Source organism: Aminobacter ciceronei (assembly GCF_014138625.1).
Classification (GTDB): Bacteria; Pseudomonadota; Alphaproteobacteria; order Rhizobiales; family Rhizobiaceae; genus Aminobacter; species Aminobacter ciceronei.
In genome coordinates this window covers 54,396-71,328 of sequence record NZ_JACJHY010000007.1, presented here as the reverse complement: position 1 = coordinate 71,328, position 16,933 = coordinate 54,396, and the positions used below count along the sequence as shown (strand labels likewise).

18 protein-coding genes are annotated in these 16,933 nt (G+C 62.9%); 6 read left to right on the top strand and 12 right to left on the bottom strand.

All coding sequences use genetic code 11. The features are described from left to right. Position 1 precedes the first annotated feature (1 nt). Positions 2–700: a DNA alkylation repair protein gene (locus HNQ95_RS09290; protein WP_182573936.1), complete on the top strand. Its 699-nt coding sequence runs from the start codon at positions 2–4 to the stop codon at positions 698–700. Here the strand turns inward: HNQ95_RS09290 and HNQ95_RS09285 are convergent, their stop codons facing one another. The 4 genes from HNQ95_RS09285 to HNQ95_RS09270 all read right to left on the bottom strand — a co-directional run bounded on the left by HNQ95_RS09285 (position 701) and on the right by HNQ95_RS09270 (position 3,197). Then, entirely contained in the window at positions 701–1,192 is a 492-nt protein-coding gene (locus tag HNQ95_RS09285) for an Lrp/AsnC family transcriptional regulator (protein WP_067961212.1), read from the bottom strand. A 102-nt stretch (positions 1,193–1,294) separates the two neighbouring features. Continuing rightward, positions 1,295–1,918 carry a uracil-DNA glycosylase family protein gene (locus HNQ95_RS09280; RefSeq protein ID WP_154383958.1) on the bottom strand — a complete coding sequence of 208 codons (624 nt, stop codon included), beginning with the start codon at positions 1,916–1,918 and terminating at the stop codon, positions 1,295–1,297. A gap of 2 nt (positions 1,919–1,920) precedes the next feature. Then, positions 1,921–2,532 carry a glutathione S-transferase family protein gene (locus HNQ95_RS09275; RefSeq protein ID WP_067961206.1) on the bottom strand — a complete coding sequence of 204 codons (612 nt, stop codon included), beginning with the start codon at positions 2,530–2,532 and terminating at the stop codon, positions 1,921–1,923. 47 nt (positions 2,533–2,579) lie between these two features. Beyond that, positions 2,580–3,197: a thermonuclease family protein gene (locus tag HNQ95_RS09270; protein ID WP_182573935.1), complete on the bottom strand. Its 618-nt coding sequence runs from the start codon at positions 3,195–3,197 to the stop codon at positions 2,580–2,582. A gap of 77 nt (positions 3,198–3,274) precedes the next feature. On the opposite strand from HNQ95_RS09270, the gene HNQ95_RS09265 reads away from it, so the two are divergent. Then, positions 3,275–4,789 carry a sensor histidine kinase gene (locus tag HNQ95_RS09265; RefSeq protein WP_182573934.1) on the top strand — a complete coding sequence of 505 codons (1,515 nt, stop codon included), beginning with the start codon at positions 3,275–3,277 and terminating at the stop codon, positions 4,787–4,789. Between the two features lie 94 nt (positions 4,790–4,883). Here the strand turns inward: HNQ95_RS09265 and HNQ95_RS09260 are convergent, their stop codons facing one another. Then, positions 4,884–5,879, bottom strand: coding sequence for a nicotinate-nucleotide--dimethylbenzimidazole phosphoribosyltransferase (locus HNQ95_RS09260; protein ID WP_067961200.1), 996 nt, complete (start codon positions 5,877–5,879; stop codon positions 4,884–4,886). 186 nt (positions 5,880–6,065) lie between these two features. Here HNQ95_RS09260 and HNQ95_RS09255 point away from each other — a divergent pair, with 186 nt between their 5' ends. Together HNQ95_RS09255 and HNQ95_RS09250 are read left to right on the top strand one after the other, a co-directional pair. After that, complete coding sequence (locus HNQ95_RS09255; protein WP_067966403.1) at positions 6,066–6,296, top strand: DUF1289 domain-containing protein; 231 nt, start codon at positions 6,066–6,068, stop codon at positions 6,294–6,296. A gap of 15 nt (positions 6,297–6,311) precedes the next feature. Continuing rightward, positions 6,312–7,013, top strand: a complete 702-nt coding sequence (locus tag HNQ95_RS09250) for a TIGR02281 family clan AA aspartic protease (RefSeq protein ID WP_067961197.1) — start codon at positions 6,312–6,314, stop codon at positions 7,011–7,013. A gap of 4 nt (positions 7,014–7,017) precedes the next feature. Here HNQ95_RS09250 and HNQ95_RS09245 read toward each other — a convergent pair whose 3' ends face one another. From HNQ95_RS09245 to HNQ95_RS33390, 4 genes are all read right to left on the bottom strand, one after another. Further along, entirely contained in the window at positions 7,018–7,317 is a 300-nt protein-coding gene (locus tag HNQ95_RS09245) for an FmdB family zinc ribbon protein (protein ID WP_067966401.1), read from the bottom strand. Between the two features lie 105 nt (positions 7,318–7,422). Further along, positions 7,423–7,935, bottom strand: coding sequence for an AmiS/UreI family transporter (locus tag HNQ95_RS09240; protein ID WP_067961194.1), 513 nt, complete (start codon positions 7,933–7,935; stop codon positions 7,423–7,425). Positions 7,936–8,005: 70 nt separating this feature from the next. Continuing rightward, positions 8,006–9,232, bottom strand: a complete 1,227-nt coding sequence (gene fmdA / locus HNQ95_RS09235; RefSeq protein WP_067961192.1) for a formamidase — start codon at positions 9,230–9,232, stop codon at positions 8,006–8,008. A gap of 14 nt (positions 9,233–9,246) precedes the next feature. Further along, positions 9,247–9,423, bottom strand: a complete 177-nt coding sequence (locus HNQ95_RS33390) for a hypothetical protein (RefSeq protein ID WP_210289154.1) — start codon at positions 9,421–9,423, stop codon at positions 9,247–9,249. Positions 9,424–9,598: 175 nt separating this feature from the next. Between HNQ95_RS33390 and HNQ95_RS09230 the strand changes: the two genes are divergently transcribed. Continuing rightward, a complete protein-coding gene (locus HNQ95_RS09230; protein WP_067961189.1) occupies positions 9,599–10,336 on the top strand; it encodes a response regulator in 738 nt (245 codons plus the stop codon). Here the strand turns inward: HNQ95_RS09230 and HNQ95_RS09225 are convergent. The 3 genes from HNQ95_RS09225 to dusA form a co-directional block, all read right to left on the bottom strand. After that, complete coding sequence (locus tag HNQ95_RS09225; protein WP_067961185.1) at positions 10,321–11,523, bottom strand: sensor histidine kinase; 1,203 nt, start codon at positions 11,521–11,523, stop codon at positions 10,321–10,323. The genes HNQ95_RS09230 and HNQ95_RS09225 overlap by 16 nt on opposite strands. After that, on the bottom strand, positions 11,520–14,153 hold the full coding sequence (locus HNQ95_RS09220) for an ATP-binding protein (protein ID WP_154383956.1): 2,634 nt from the start codon (positions 14,151–14,153) through the stop codon (positions 11,520–11,522). The genes HNQ95_RS09225 and HNQ95_RS09220 overlap by 4 nt, the downstream gene beginning before the upstream one ends. A gap of 265 nt (positions 14,154–14,418) precedes the next feature. Continuing rightward, positions 14,419–15,414 carry a tRNA dihydrouridine(20/20a) synthase DusA gene (gene dusA / locus HNQ95_RS09215; RefSeq protein ID WP_182573933.1) on the bottom strand — a complete coding sequence of 332 codons (996 nt, stop codon included), beginning with the start codon at positions 15,412–15,414 and terminating at the stop codon, positions 14,419–14,421. A 113-nt stretch (positions 15,415–15,527) separates the two neighbouring features. Here dusA and HNQ95_RS09210 point away from each other — a divergent pair, with 113 nt between their 5' ends. Then, entirely contained in the window at positions 15,528–16,589 is a 1,062-nt protein-coding gene (locus HNQ95_RS09210; RefSeq protein ID WP_182573932.1) for a tyrosine-type recombinase/integrase, read from the top strand. Positions 16,590–16,933 lie beyond the last annotated feature (344 nt).

Here is a 16,933-nt window from a genome sequence, read left to right as displayed (position 1 = left end):
CATGGCGCTTTCGTCGGCTTCGACCGTCGATGATATCATCGCGCATCTGCGCACGCTGGCCTCGCAAGCGAATCTCGCCGGTATGGCCCGCTTCGGCATTGCCACCGACCGCGCACTCGGCATCCCCAATGCCGTGACCAATCCCATAGCCCGCCTGCTCAAGCGCGATCACAGCCGCGCTCTGGGCCTGTGGGCGACAGGCATTCGCGAAGCGCGCATCCTGGCGGCCGCGACCGACGAGCCGGCAAAGGTGACCCGCGCCCAAATCGACGCGATGGCCGCCGAGTTCGACAGCTGGGAGATCGTCGATCACGCAGCTCATCTCATCTGCGCTGCAAATCTGGCTCACGAGATCATCCCGGCCTATGCCGCCGATGAGCGCGAATTCGTCCGCCGTGCAGCCTTCTCGACGATCGCGACCGCCGCGGTACATCTCAAGAAGGAGCCGGACGAGACCTTCCTCGGCTGGCTCGGGCTTGTCGAGGCGCAGGCGGGTGACAGCAGGAACTTCGTCAAGAAAGCCATAAACTGGGCGCTGCGCCAGACCGGCAAGCGCTCACCTGCCCTCCACGCACCCGCCTTGCAACTGGCGGAGAAGCTGGCGGCGTCGACTGACAAGACGGCGAAATGGATCGGCAAGGACGCCGTGCGCGAACTCACAGATCCCAAGATTGTCGAACGCCTGAGCGCGAAAGCTTGATCAAGCCGCCGACGCGCCGCTCTCCTTGTCGAGGATCATGTAATCGAGCGGCATTTCGGTCGTGTACTTGATCTGCTCCATGGCGAAGGACGACGACACGTCGCGGATCTCGATCTTGGCGATCAGCCGCTTGTAGAAGGCGTCATAGGCGCCGATATCGGGCACCACGACACGCAGGAGGTAATCGACGTCGCCGCTCATGCGGTAGAACTCGATCACTTCAGGAAACTCCTGGATCACCTCGGAGAAGCGGCGCAGCCATTCATGGCTGTGCGAATTGGTGCGGATCGCCACGAACACGGTCACGCGCGCATTGATCTTTTCAGGATCGAGCAGCGCCACGCGGCGCTTGATGACGCCCTCTTCCTCGAGCTTCTGGATGCGGCGCCAGCACGGTGTGGTGGACAAGCCGACTTTCTTGGCGACGTCGGCCACGGCCAAGGTCGCGTCCTCCTGGAGGAGGCGGAGGATTTTCCGGTCAAGGCGGTCCATATCTGGGCTCCGTTAGAAAAGGTTCGCCATAATCCTGTCATTTAGGCCATCATACAAGAAAGGAATTCTCCGCACACCCTGTATCTTCGGTATCGAATTCCACTACACTTGGGAAAGGCGACGTTGGATTTCCGCCTTGAGAAAAGGCAGCAATTCCATTTCGAACCAGGGATTCCGCTTGATCCAGCCGGTGTTGCGCCAGGACGGATGCGGCAAAGGCAGCACATGCGGCGAAGACGAACGCGCCCAGACAGCCCGCCAGTCGGCGACGGTGTCGGTCAAGGACGCCGCGCGCGCCGCGCCCATGTGCCAGCGCTGCGCGTACTGACCGATCGTCAGCACGAGATCGATCTGCGGCATCAGCTTCATCAGCCGGGCACGCCAGGCCATTGCGCATTCCCGTCGCGGCGGCAGATCACCGCCCTTGGCGTCCTGGCCCGGGAAGCAAAAGCCCATCGGCACGATGGCAAAGGCGTCCGGGTCATAAAAGGTCTCCGACGGCACACCCAGCCAATCGCGCAGCCGGTCGCCTGATGCGTCGGTGAAAGGCGCTCCGCTCAGATGCACCCTGGTGCCCGGCGCCTGCCCGGCAATCAGGATGCGCGCAGTGGAAGACGGCACCACCACCGGCCGCGGCTCATGCGGCAAGGACTTGCCCAGTGGTTGCTCGACGCAGATGCGGCAAGCCTTGATCTCGGCGACGAGGCTGTCGAGTTCGGCCGACATGATCAGGCGGCAGCGCTCGGGCGTGCCGCCAGCGCGCGATACCAGCGCTGCACGTTGGTAAACGCCTCCGGCATCACGATCTTCGCCGGCTTCATGAAGTCGATGGCGCACAATCCGGTGATGTCGGCGATGGAATAGTCGTCCCCGGCGGCGAATTCGCGCGCGGCGAGTTCCTTGTCGAGAAAGGCCAGGAACTCGATGGCCTTCGGCCGGTTGACCTCGCCCCATTCCGGCACCTGGGGGATTTCCCACTCCTTCATCGCCGGATGGGTATGGCGGAAGGCGAAGGCCACCGGCTGGAACAGATTCTGCTCGATCCGCCTTTGCCACATCTCGACCCTGGCCTTGCCGAGCGCACTGTTGCCGAACAAGGCGGGCTCGGGATGAAGCTCCTCGAAATAGCGGCAGATGGCGACCGTTTCGGTGAGGATCGTGCCGTCGTCGAGCTCGAGTACCGGCAGTCGCTGCAGCGGATTACGCGAGGAAACATCAGCTCTCTTGTGCTCCATCGCCCCCATGTCGACTGATACCTTGGGCACATCAATGCCTTTTTCGGCCAGGAACACGCGCACGCGCCTCGGATTCGGCGCCCTTCCCCCGTCAAACAGCTTCATTTCTGCCTCCTCAGACTTGTACCGATCTTGCAAGCATAAGCCGCAAGCTACGAGAATCGAAAGATTTCCCGCAGCCAGTTGAGCATGCGCCCATAGCTGCCATGCTCGATTTCAGCCATATCGCCATGCATGGTGCGCCAATCGCGCGGACGGTCGAAGTCGCCGGCCCACAGGCCCTTTCGGCCAAGCCGCGCGGCCGCTTCCTCCGCTTCATAGCCACCATAGGCAACGGCCCAGCCGGCCTCCACCTGCGAACGGTTGAGATCGGCGCCGGCAGCCGTGCACTCGCCAAGCAGTCGGCCGTAACGGTCGCGCTCCCAGCCGGCGCAACGCACCTGGCGCCCACTGACCAGCTTCGACAGCGCCTCGCGCGAACGCCGGCCGCAGGGATAGTCAGCGCCGTCCTTGCGGCAAATCTGGGAATATTCCGGCGCATCGATGCCGCGCAGGCGGATGCGCTCGCCGCCGAGCGTGATCGAATCACCGTCATTGACGACGGCGACCCCTTCCGTCCTGCGCGTTTCCACCCGGTCGAGGCGCGCCGAAACCAGGATCAGCAGCCCGAGGACGGCAAACGCCAGCGCATAGTCGAGAATCTTGCGCCAACGACTGCGCGGGCGCCTGAAATACCGCTGCCGCGGCCTGCCCGACCACGAACGGCTCATATGGCAAACAATCCCTTAATCATTCGGACGTAGCGTGCGGACTTGAAGAAAAGCGCGCGCGAAAACTGAATTATCACATGCCGTTGCAACGCTCTAACACGGCGGACAAGATCATTGTGGACCGCAGGAAACGCCATCGCAACAGCGATGTCGCTCGTGCTGTGCGCAAGACACGCGATCAATTGGCCCAGCAGCCGGGCGGCCTGGCTTTCGACCGCGAACTGCTGAAGCTGCACGCTCGTTCGATCAGGGCCAATTCTGCAACCCTGCCGCTTCTCGTCGTCATCTTCGCCGGCATCGGGTTCTTGCTCGGCGCTGACGATGCCATCCTCAAATGGTCGCTGGTCGCGATGATGGGTTATGTCGGGTTGGCCTTGCTTGCCCGCCGCGCCGACGAGGCAGCGCCTGCGGCGATGACGCCGTCGGCCATCCGGCGCAATTTCTTCATTGGCCATTTCGTCACCGGCCTCGCCTGGGCCTATCTCGCCGCCATGACCTGTGCGGCTTGCGAACCCGGCCTGCTGTCGGTCGTCAAAGGCGTATTCCTGCTCGTCGCCATGGCCGCGACCGCAATCGTCGCGTCGTCGCTGCGCGGCGCACTGGCCGCAACTTTCGTCGTTCCCGTCGCCGCCTATGCCGCCTTCGGCGTCAACCTGTCCGAGCCGCTTGGCATCATCATGGTCGCGCTGCTGGTCGCTGCCTTGCCCTTCTTTTCGCTCGTTGCCGGCATCAAGAAGCGGTCAGCGCTGCTGCTGATGGCCGCCCGGTCCGAAATGGACGCGCTGATTGCCGAACTGGAGACGGCAAAATCGATGTCGGACGAGGCCCGCCGCCGCGCCGAAGACGCCAATCTCGCCAAGTCGCGATTCCTGGCCACGATGAGCCATGAGCTGCGCACGCCACTCAATGCCATCCTCGGCTTTTCGGAAGTGATGGCCGGCGAAGTGCTCGGGCCGATCAACAGCCCGACCTATCGCGAATATTCCCGCGACATCCACCAGTCGGGCCAACACCTGCTCGACCTCATCAACGAGATCCTCGACCTGTCGCGCATCGAGGCCGGCCGCTATCAGCTCAACGAAGAGCCGCTGATGCTGCTCCAGGTGGTCGAGGATTGCTGCCACATGATGGAGCTCAAGGCACGCAACAAGGATCTCAAGATCGTCGAGCAGTTCGAGCCGACGCTGCCGCGCCTGCTCGGCGACGAACGCGCCATCCGACAGATCACGCTCAACCTTCTGTCCAACGCAATCAAATTCTCGCCGACGGGCAGCGAAATCCGCGTCCGCGTCGGCTGGACCGCCGGTGGCGGTCAGTACATCTCGGTCAAGGACAGGGGCCCGGGCATTCCCGCCGACGAAATCCCCGTCGTGCTTTCGGCTTTCGGCCAGGGCTCGATCGCCATCAAGAGCGCGGAACAGGGAACCGGCCTTGGCCTGCCCATCGTCCAGGGCCTGCTTGCCTTGCATGGCGGCGAGTTCGAATTGCGCTCGAAGCTGCGCGAAGGCACCGAGGCCATCGCGGTCTTCCCGCCGGCCCGGGTCATCGACGACCTGCCTTCGCTGGCGCGCAGCACCGGCGGCCGCCGCTAGGGCAATTCAGGGAAAGTGGGAAGCGGGTTTCCCTGGGGAATCGCGCGGACCCAGAAGCTGGAGCGCTGTTCGAAGAACGTGGAAATGGGTGATATCAGCGGATAGCCGCTGCCATTCCCGAGCTGATCTGCGCCGCCGTCCTGACCAGGCCTGCGGCAAGCCCCGCACCAACCGCCTCGCCATGGTCGATGCCAAGCCCGAGCAAGGGCCGCGCGCCGAGCTTGGCCAGCAGGCGGGCATGGCCCGGCTCGGTCGAGACATGCGAAAACATGCAATGGTCGAGCGCCGTCCGGTCGACGGCGTAAAGCACGGCGGCGGCAGCGGTCGTGGCGAAGCCGTCGAGCAACACCGGCATCTTTTCCATGCGTGCCGCAAGGATGGCACCGGCAATGGCCGCGAATTCACGCCCGCCGACCCGACGCAAAGCATCGAACGGGTCCTTGATGTGAGGGCCATGCAGCGCCAGCGCGCGGTCGACCATTTCGGCCTTGCGCGCCTGCATGGCGGCATCGGCACCGGAACCCGGCCCGACCCAGTCGGCGCCCTTGCCGCCGAACAATGCCGCGCAAAGGGCCGCGGCAACCGTCGTGTTGGCAACGCCGAGGTCACCGATGCAGAACAGATCGCTGCCGCCGGCAATCGCCTCCATGCCGAAAGCCATGGTGGCGGCGCAGCCACGTTCGTCCAGCGCCGGCTCGACGGTGATGTCCGATGTCGGCAGGTGCAGCGCCAGGTCGAGCACCTTCAGCCCGAGATCGTTAGCAAGGCAGATCTGGTTGATCGCAGCACCGCCGGCAGCGCACAGCTCGACGCGCTGGGCCGTCGCTTCCATGGCTCGCGGCGACACGCCCTGTGCGGCGACACCGTGATTGCCGGCAAAGATCGCGACCATAGGCTTGAGCACCGAGGGTGGCGCGCGGCCCGTCCAGCGCGCCAGCCAGGCCGCGATGTCCTCGATGCGGCCGAGCGAGCCTTTCGGCTTGTCTGTCTTGGCAAACAGCGCCCAGACCTTGCCTGCCTGGGCGACATCGCCCTCGGGCAGATGCGCAAACAGGTTGCGGAAATCGTCAAAGGGGGAAGCGCTGGTCATGGGTGCTGCCTGCCGTTCGTCATGGTCATGCGCGGCATAGCCGCCTCGACGAGCGAAAACAATCGCGAGATCGCATCCAGGCGGCGAGACGTGACGTCGCGGGATAGCGCTTGCAATGACGCGCAGGCTACATCATCTGTGGCGGGCCGGTGCTAAACATCGGTGCGAGGCCCCATGGACGACACGATGACGGCAATAGAAACCCCTTGCATCATGCTGTGCTCGATTGACGATGCGACGGGCTATTGCTTCGGTTGCGGCCGTACCCGCGACGAGGTTGGCGCCTGGTACAAGATGACGCCGGAGACGCGCCGCGCCGTCATGGCCACCTTGCCCGCCCGTCTCGAGACCATCGAGCGCAAGCCGCGCCGCGAAACGCGCCGCGCGCGGATGGCGCGAGAAAATGCGTCCAGCTAAGGATACCAGACAGAGATGAGCCGGCTTTACTGGGTCGTCATTGCCGTGCTCGGCGGCGGGCTGCTGCTCTTGCTGCTCAACCATTCGTCGGGCGAAACGCTCGGCCTCAACAATGACAGCTTCGGCCAGTTGATCTACGCTGGCGCGCTGCTGCTGGTCATCGGCGCTGGCGTCCTGCGCCATGGCACGCGCTTCGGCGACACGGTGCGCGGCCTGGCAATGTGGGTGGTGATCGTTCTGGTGTTTGTCGCCGGCTATCAGTACCGCTACGAACTGCAGGACGTCGCCAGCCGTGTCACCGCCGGCCTCGTGCCGGGAAGCCCGATGTCGGCGCTGGATGGCGATGGCCGCGCGACCGTCACCCTGGACAAACTGACCAACGGACATTTCGGCGCGCGCATGCAGGTCAACGGCCAGACCATTGATGTCATGGTCGACACGGGCGCCACAACCACCGTCCTGACCGTGGCCGATGCCCGCCGCGCCGGCTTCGATCTCGAAAGCCTGAGCTTTACCGTACCGGTCTCGACTGCCAACGGCATTGCGCATGCGGCACGGGTCACTGCGGCGAGCGTCCAACTCGGCTCCATCGAACGCAGAAACCTGCCGATGCTCGTCGCCGACCAGGGGCTCGAGCAGAGCCTGCTCGGCATGAACTTCATCGGCTCGCTGTCGGGCTTCGACGTGCGCGGCGACAGGATGATCCTGCGCGACTAGGGCTCTAGTGGCCGATCGACCATTTCTTGCGTGTCGGCACAGGCTTGTTGCCGATCTTGCACAAGGCGCAGCCACAACCGGCAAGATGCGCCTTCTTCACCACTTTTGGTTCGGTGCCGCTGGCCTCCGACCGGGCCAATGCGCGGCGCAACTTGCCGTTCATCAGGCTCAGGCGTGGTGCGGCCACGTCGCGCTTGCTTTGCTCCTCGCATTGCGGACAGGCGCACGCCCGAAGCGCGTCCTGCATCGGCACCCATTCTTCAAACGGTCCGCAATCGTCGCAAACATAACTGTAGAGCGGCATGACCAGCCTCCAGAAAGCATCCATTGAAACGATATGGCGGGCAAAACAGCCCTCGCCCGCCCGCAAGCGGCCAAGCGCGCCAACGCCTGGCCGGAAAAGCCGGCGTCAGAGCTTGCCGTCGAGCAGCAGGAAGCCCGGCAGCCAGCCGGTGACGATGCCGGCAAGCAGCGTGACCACCGCCGTCAGCCGCAGGATCGGCCGCTGCAGCGCCAGCAGCAGGAAATACAGGAACCACAGCACGCCCCATATCACCCAGTTGGACGCGAGCCAGAGATCGGTCGACGTCTGGGCGGTGGAAAGTCCTTGCACCGCGACCGGGATGGTGGTGATGGCGACGAACAGGCTGAACCAGCCGAGGCCGCGTCCGTCGACCTTCACCACCCTGTTATAGGCCACCCAAAAATAGGTCGCCGAAAACAGTATCGTCAGCGCCGCCCCCTTGATCGAGGCAGCATCGGCAGCTGGTCCGAACGCCCAGGCGAGCGACGCGCACAGCGTGACGACACCCGAGACCACGTTGATGACGACGATTTCCCGGTCTTCGATCTTTCCGAGAAGCCAGAGTCCGTTCAGAAACAGGACGGCGCCGACATAAAGCAAAGCAAATCCAAGCAGCATGAATCCCTCCCAGGAGAGCGCCGGCCAGGACCGGGCCTGACCGTCGCTTCATTGTTGTTGTGCAGCCTGATCAGCTCGTCTTGGCAACGTCGGCCTTGAAGTCCTGCTTCTTGGGCCCGAGCGCATTGGGATTGATGTCGAAGTCGAAGATCGCCGTAGGAATCGCCAGGGTGGCGCAGACGTTGGGGATGTCGACGATGCCGGCGATGCGCCCCTCGACCGGTGCCGTGCCGAGGATCATGTAGGCCTGTTCGCCCGAGTAGCCGAATTTCTTGAGGTACTCGATGGCATTCAGGCAGGCCCGGCGATAGGCGACGTGAGCGTCGAGGTAATATTGCTCGCCGGTGTGCTCATCGACCGAGATGCCCTCGAAGATGAGATAGTCGTCGAAATGCGGGTCGATCGGGCTCGGCTTGAAGATCGGGTTGATGACGCCGTATTTCGCCATGCCGCCCTTGATGACGTCGACGCTGATATCGACCCAGCCAGCCATTTCAATGGCGCCGCAGAAGGTGATTTCGCCGTCGCCCTGCGAGAAGTGGATGTCTCCCATCGAGAGCCCGCCACCCTTTACATAGACCGGGAAGTAGACCTTCGAACCGCGCGACAGGTTCTTAATGTCGCAGTTGCCACCGTGTTCGCGCGGCGGCACCGTGCGCCAGGCTTCGGCTGCGGCCGTCCGAGCAGCATCGCCCTTCATCTGTCCCATCAGTGCCGTGTCGGCATATGGCAGGGCTGCCAGAGGCGGCACTCGAGCCGGATCGGTCGCCACCAACGCGGCTTCGCGCCGGTTGGCTTCGGCAAGCAGCTTGTGGTCCGGCAGGCAGCCGATCAGGCCGGGATGGATGATGCCGGGGTAGCGCACGCCAGGAATGTGGCGCGACGTCGTGTAGATGCCGTGGAAATCCCAGCAGGATTTGCTGGCCTCCGGATAGTGCTCGGTCAGGAAGCCGCCGCCATTTTCCTTGGCGAACAGGCCGTTGAAGCCCCATTCCGAATCGGGCTTGGCGCCGAGATCAAGAATGTCGACGACCAGCAAATCGCCGGGTTCCGCGCCGTCGACGCCGAACGGGCCGCTGAGATAATGGACGCGCGTCAGGTCGACGTCGCGGACGTCGTTGGCGCTGTTGTTGTTGCCGATCTGGCCTCCCGTCCAGTCATGGCACTCCACCCGGTAGGTGCGCCCAGGCTTGAGATACTCGACCATCGGGATATCGGGATGCCACCGGTTGTGCGTCTTGATGGCATGGTCTTCGGGCGCCTTGTTCAGATCGACTGAGAATACTGTCTGTGGCATGCGGCTGTTCCTCCTCATTTGCCGGCGTGCAGGGGGGGTGGCTTGCGCGCCGTCCCCGTTGCTGCGCCGGGCAGCGCGACGCCGCCCGGCATCACCGTGCGTCGCCAAGCTAGGAGCGGCATGTAATCGCCATGCATCGGAAAGCGGGCCGTATTGTAATTTTTTGTAACCAAACGGATGGCTGCAGGCATGGGCCGCGCAAGGCGACCCATCAATTTCAGCTAGAATTTTCAGTGTATTAGACAGACATTCCCGCGCAGGAAGGATGTCGATCTGCCCGCACCCGCGGGTCGGCGGCGCCGACCGCGACCAATGGCCATCTTCCCTTCTCGACCGGGCCCATGAATTGCGATTATCGTAGCTGCCATGTCAGTTGCCGAGCCAAGATCACGCATTCTCATTGTCGATGACGATCGTCGGCTGTGCAGCTTCCTGGAAAAATTCCTGACCAGCGAAAGTTACGCCATCGTCAGCGCCCATGACGGGCGTTCGATGCGGCGTGCGCTGGCCGACGAGGCCTTCGATCTCGTCATCCTCGATCTCGGCTTTCCCGTCGGCGAGGACGGCGTGACGCTGGCGCGCAGCATGCGCTCGCAATACGACCTGCCGCTGATCATGCTGTCGGGCAAGAACAGCACGATCGACAAGGTCGTCTGCCTCGAACTCGGAGCCGACGACTACATCACCAAGCCTTTCGAACCGCGCGAACTCCTGGCGCGGGTGCGCACGGTGATGCGGCGTTTTGCCAAGCGCATCAACCTGCCCGAGCAGGCAGAAGTGGATCGTTCGGCCGCCGTCTGTTTCGATGGCTGGCAGCTCGATCCCGCACGCTACAAGCTGTCGTCGCCGAACGGCGAGAACGTGCGGCTCACCAGCCAGGAGTTCCAGATCCTGTCCGCGCTGGTCGAACGGCGCGGCCGCATCCTGTCGCGCGAACAGATCCTCGACATCGTCGCCAACCGCAACTGGACGCCTTACGACCGCAGCATCGACGTGCTGATCGGCAAGATACGCCGCAAGTTGCGGGACAATGCGCGCGACACCCAATTCATCAAGACCATTCGCGGCGTCGGCTACATGTTCGCCCCTCAGGGCCGGGACTGAACTGCCCGCGGCAGATAGAGATTGATCCGGGTGCCCTCGTCCGGATTGCTGGAGATGCCCAGGCGCCCGCCCGACTGTCGCACGAAGCCATCGACCATCGGCAGACCGAGGCCACTGCCCTTTCCCGCTGCTTTGGTGGTGAACAGCGGTTCCAGCGCCCGGCGCCGCACCGCCAGCGGCATGCCGTGGCCGGTGTCGATGACCGAAATGACGACATACTGACCGGGTAACAGACCCGAGGCGACGCGGGCGTCATCGGGCCGGACGACAAAATTGCAGGCCTCGAACCGAAGCAGGCCGCCATCCGGCATTGCGTCGCGCGCGTTGAGCGCCAGATTGAGCAGGCTGGTTTCCAGTTGTGCCGGCTGAACTTCGACCTCATGCAGATCGTCCGCCAGTTCGAGCGACAGGCCGATCTTGTCGTCCAGCGTGCGACGCAAGACGCGCATCAGGTCGGGCAGCGCCTCACCCAGATCGACACGGGCCGTGTCACCGCCCTCGCGGCGGCCGAAATTGAGCAGGCGCGAGGTCAGCTCCGTCCCTGCCTTCACCGCCTCCAGCGCATCGTCGACCATCTGCGCCAGTTGAGGCTCGGTCTGCACGTGCTCCTGCAGCCAGCGCAGATTGCCGAGCAGGACAGCCAGGATGTTGTTGAAGTCGTGCGCGATGCCGCCGGTCAGCTGTCCCATCGCCTCGATGCGCTGCATCTGCCCGAGCCGCTCGGCGACCAGGCGCTTTTCCTCCATGAGCCGCGTGCGTTCGAAGCAGCGCTCCAGCGTCGCCAACAGATCGGCACTGTGGAACGGCTTGCACAGATAGTCGTAGGCGCCGGCCTGCAACGCCTCCACCGCCGTCTCGACCGAGGCATAGGCTGTGACCATCAGGCAGATGAGATCGGGGCTTTGCTGGCGAAACGCCCTGACCAGTTCGACACCGTTGCCGACGCCCAACCGCACGTCGACAAGGGTCACCGCCGGCAGGTGCAAGGCCAAAGCGCGCTGGGCTGACGGCGGATCATGCGCGATGATCGCCTGATAGCCTTCGAGCTCGAGCAATCCGGCGAGGCTTGCGGCAAAATCCTCGTCGTCGTCGACGATGAGAACACGCTTCTTCTCGGTCGGCTCGGCTGCATGCGGAATGACGTCGTCGCCGATGAAATCGGTCTGCAGATCGGTCTGGTCGGTCATGACGAACCAGCGCCCGCGCGCGGCAACACGATCGACACGCGCGTGCCGGCTCCCTGCTCGCTGTCGATCAGCACAGAGCCGCCATGCTGCTCGACGATGCGCTTGACCAGCGGCATGCCCAATCCGACGCCGAACGCCTTGGTGCTGAACAGCGGCTCGAACACCCGTGCCACTGTCTCGCGCGACATGCCGGTCCCATTGTCGGCAACGCAGATGATGGCGTTGTTGCCCTCGCAGCGGGTCGAGACGACGATTGCCGCGTCATCCGCCGTCTCGCAGGCCTGCAGCGCATTGGCCAGGACGTTGGAAAAGGCCTGCCGCAACCGCTCGCCGTCGGCCGATATCCTGCATCCCGCGGCAAGTTCCAGCTGTATCGGCCGCGCAGCCTCCTGTTCGGCGACATGCTGGGCCACCCATCGGTCGATCAGTATCGGCGAGACGACCAGGGCGTGCTTGCGCGAGAAATCGAGCAGGTCCTCGATGATCCGCACGCAGCGCCAGGCATTTCGCTGCAGCCGTTCCAATTCAGAGAGTACCGGTGCGTCGGCGCTCTTCAGCGAGCGGCGCAACACGTCGGCTGACGTCACCAACGTGCCAAGCGGATTGCGCAGCTCGTGGCTGACGGTTGCCGTGATCTGACCGATGGCGGCGAGGCGCTCGTTGCTCGCCAGGTCTCGCTGCGTCTGCCGCAACTTTTCCAGCGAGGCGACAAGATCGCGCTCGGCAAGTTCCCGGCTCTCCTGCGACAGCACGATCCACCAGGCGCCGATGCCGAGCAGCGGCAGCAGCGCGAGAAAAACCCTGAGAAGCAGTTGGCCGCTTGCCAGATGCGGCTGCTCCGACCCGGGCTCGATCAGGCGATAAGTCAGCAGAAACACGCCGCCCGAGAGCACCGCGAGCGCAAACAGCACACCTGCCACCTTGAGCAGGCGCTGGCCCATGCGCGGGGCGATCTTGTCGCGAATATGCGGCAGCGCCTTCCCGAAATAGCGCGAGCGCGACGTCTGCAGCTCGCCTCCCGGCGCCTTGCAGACATCGTGGCAATGCGAATCCAGGCTGCAGCACAGCGAGCAGATCGGCTGCTCGTAGAAGGTGCAATGCACCATGTCGGAGCCTTCATAGGTGACGCCGCAGATGGCGCACAGATTGGCATCCGACGTGGCCGCCGGCAGGTCGACGGGCTGGCGCGCCAGATAATACCGCCCCTTGGTGGCAACACCGATGGCCACAGCGGAGCCGAGTGCCGTGACAAAGGCGATCGGCGCGGCATAGGCCTGCGCCATGACGCCGAAAATGCCGGAAAAACACAGCAGGGCAACGAACGACGCCAGCGCCATCGAACCGCAGCCGACGGGGTTGAAGTTGTAGAGATAAGCGCGCTTGAACTCCGGGAATGCCGGGCTGACTCCGATCGGCTTGAGGATGGCGAGGTCGGCAAAGATCGAGCCTACCCAGGCAGCGGCGATGATCGAATAGACCGCCAGCACCAGCTCCAGCGTCTGGAAAATGCCCAGCAGCATCAGAAGCAGCGAGATCAGGATGTTGAACACCAGCCAGACGACCCGGCCGGGGTGGTAATGGGTGACGCGCGAGAAGAAATTGGACCAGGCCAGCGAACCGGCATAGGCATTGGTGACGTTGATCTTGACCTGCGAGATCAGCACGAAAACGGCGGCCAGGGTGAGCACGACGCGCGGGTCGGCGCTGACATATTCATAGGCGATGATGTACATGTGGATGGGTTCGAGCGCCGTCGAGCGCGACAGCCCGGCCTGGATGGCGAGCACCGCGAGCAGGCTGCCGCACAGTATCTTGAAACCGCCGACGACGATCCAGCCCGGCCCTGCGGCAATCACCGCCGCCCACCAGCGGAAACGGTTCTCACGCGTCTTGTCAGGCAGGAAGCGCAGATAGTCGACCTGTTCGCCGATCTGGATCGACAGCGCGCACAGAACGCCGATGGCCGAGCCGAAGGCCAGGAAGTTGAACCCCTCGCCTGCCACATCGCTGCCGACGAAAGCCGCCCACTCGTTCAGCGTGTCGGGATGGGCAAACAGGATGTAGGCGAAGGGCGCCAGATGCATGGCGATCCAGATCGGCTGCGACAGCAGCTGCAGCTTGCTGATCAGCGTCACGCCCATGAAGGTGATGGGGATGATGACCACCGAGGAGATGACATAACCCAGCACCAGCGGCACATCGGCGAACAGGTGGAGCGCCTGCGCCATGATCACGCCTTCGAGAGCAAAAAAGATGAAGGTGAATGTCGCGTAGATCAGCGAGGTGATCGTCGAGCCGATATAGCCAAAGCCCGCGCCGCGCGTCAGCAGGTCCATGTCGATGTTGTGGCGGCTGGAATAATAGGCGATCGGCAGGCTCGTCACGAAAACGAACAGGCACGTCACCAGGATCGCCGGAAAGGCGTTGGCGAAGCCGTAGCTCAGCGTGATAGCACCGCCGATGGCCTCAAGGGCGAGAAATGAAATGCCGCCGAGTGCTGTGTTGGCAATGACGAATGGCGACCAACGGCGAAACGACCGGGCCGCGTATCGGAGTGAATAATCCTCCAGCGTCTCGTTGGCGATCCAGGAGTGGTAGGATCGCAAGGCCGGCAGTTGCGGCGTTTCCATCACGCGCAGCCTTCACGCGCCATAGCTCCGCCCGGCAATCGGCACATGAAACCGCCCCTCCTCGAACATGCCCCCGCCAAATGATCACACAAACCAAATGGCGAGGCCAGCCCGTCCGGCAACGTCGGAGCATGAGCGGCCATCGGCGCAAACGTTTTGCATGGGGGCAGCGACAGTGTGCGGCCGAATCCTGCGCGAAGTTCGGCTTGCCAACGCGATCCGGGACGTGCCGCGGCCAGACCGGGCAAGGCCTAAGTTATGGAAGCTATGCAGCCTCGCTGCGGCTCGTCAGGTCGACGGCGGCGAAAGCGTCGCGCAACACCTGCGGCCCGGCACCTGGCTTGTTGGCGTCGGTCGACAGAACCTGACGGTAGCGCCGCGCGCCCGAGAGACCGTGGAACAGCCCGACCATATGGCGCGTGACATGACCGAGACGACCGCCTGATGCGATATGCCGCCCGGCATAGTCGGCCATGGCGTCGATCAGCACCGCATAGTCCATCTTGTGGGCCACTTTGCCATTCAGCAATGCGTCGACACCGCCGAGCACGCTCGGCGTGTGATATGCAGCACGGCCGAGCATCACGCCATCGACCTTGTCGAGATGGTCGCGGCTTTCGTCCAAGCTCTGGATGCCGCCATTGATGCCGATGAATTTGTGCTGGTAACGTGCTTTCAGGCGGTAGACCCGGTCATAGTCGAGCGGCGGGATTTCGCGGTTTTCCTTTGGACTGAGCCCTTCCAGCCACGCCTTGCGGGCATGCACCCACAGCGCGTCGGTGCCGGCAGCAAAAACCATGTCGGCAAGAATATCAAGCGCCGGCTCGGGGTCCTGGTTGTCGACGCCGATACGGCACTTTACCGTGACTGGAATGCTGACCACAGCTTTCATCGCCGAAACGCATTCGGCGACGAGCTCCGGCGTCTTCATCAGGCAGGCACCGAATGTGCCCGACTGCACACGGTCGGACGGGCAGCCGACATTGAGGTTGATCTCGTCATAACCGAAGCCTTCGCCGATGCGCGCGGCTTCCGCCAGCTTGGCCGGATCGGAGCCGCCGAGCTGAAGCGCGATAGGGTGTTCGACGGCATCGAAACCAAGCAGGCGCTCGCGCGGACCGTGGATGACGGCATCGGCCACCACCATCTCGGTGTAAAGCAGCGCATCGCCGGTGATCTGCCGATGGAAATTTCGGCAGCATCGATCGGTCCAGTCCATCATGGGTGCAATGGCTAGTATATGTCCTTGATATTGCATCATTTTTTATTAATCTCAATTAGTTAGGTCGCACCGAGTGCACACGAATGTACGCCGCACTGCGACGCTTTTCGCCACCTTTCGACGGCTGAGTGCACACGGAGCGCACACGAAAAATGGCCACTTTCACAAGACTTCATTCCGGCTCCTGGCGCGTTCAAGTTCGTCGCAAGGGCCGTTACGTCAGCGAGACCTTCTTGCGGCGAGACGATGCACGACGCTGGGCCCTGGAGGCGGAGTGCCAGATTGATCGTGGCGAAACGCCAAGCCAGTCGCGCATAGCACGCCTAAAAACCTTCGGCGATCTCATCGACCTTCATATCGACGACATGTGTGACGTCGGCAAGCCCCCTCGACGCTCGAAAGCTGCGACTCTGGATATGCTGAAGCGGCAGCTTGGAAAGTGCAACATGGCTGCGCTCGATCGCGAGCGGCTCATTCGGTTCGGCCGCGATCGAGCGGCAAAAGGTGCAGGTCCTGCTACCCTCAGCATAGACATGGGCACTATCAAGCTCATTCTGTCTCACGCGGCCGCAGTTCACGGCCTGCCCGTTACAATTGAGGCCGTAGACCTAGCCCGCATTGCTTTGAAACAGCTAGGTCTGGTTGGCAAAGGGCAGGAGCGCGACCGTCGTCCGACCCAGGACGAACTCGACCGGTTGATCTCGCATTTCGACGCAAACCCGCGTCAGATCGCGCCAATTGGCCGGATCATCCGCTTCGCTGTTGCTACCGCAATGCGCCAAGAGGAAATCTGCACAGTGCGTTGGTCGGATCTGGAATGTCGCACCCGGATGCTTCTCATCCGTGACCGGAAGGATCCCCGAAACAAGAAGGGAAACAACCAGCGTATTCCACTTTTCGCTGCATGCGGATACGACGCATGGGCCATCGTGGAGGAACAGCGCGCCTGCCGAAGTAACAACGATGATCGGATTTTCCCATTCAATGGCAGATCAGTCGGCACAGCTTTTCGTCGCGGATGCGCCGACCTGAGTATCCTCGATCTTCACTTCCACGACTTGCGACATGAAGGTACAAGCCGACTTTTCGAGGCCGGTTTCACAATCGAGCAAGTTGCACTCGTTACCGGGCACAAGGACTGGAAGATGCTGAAGCGATATACGCACCTGAAGCCAGATGCCCTCCACGCTCTACTTGCAGCCCGCGCTGCATGAGTTTGCGATTACGTTAGCTCAGACGGGGGTACGGCGGTTTCGCCTAATTCCAAGGTCGCAGCTCGAAGATTGATAAGGCGCATACCAAATTCGACAATCGACGGCAGGCACCGCTTTTCTGGAAACACATTCGAACGGCCTTCGATACAGTTCTCCAACCCTCTACCATTGTTCATGGCCAGTAATTCCGAATAGGCTGTTCCACAATCATCCTACTCACCCCCTTTCGATCACACCCGGTCACGCCACTACCCATTGAATCACCTATGTTTTCTGACTCGTCGCTATGCCGGATGGCGCAGGCAGGCTGCTGCTCGATTTGAGATGGCATGCGGTTGGGCATC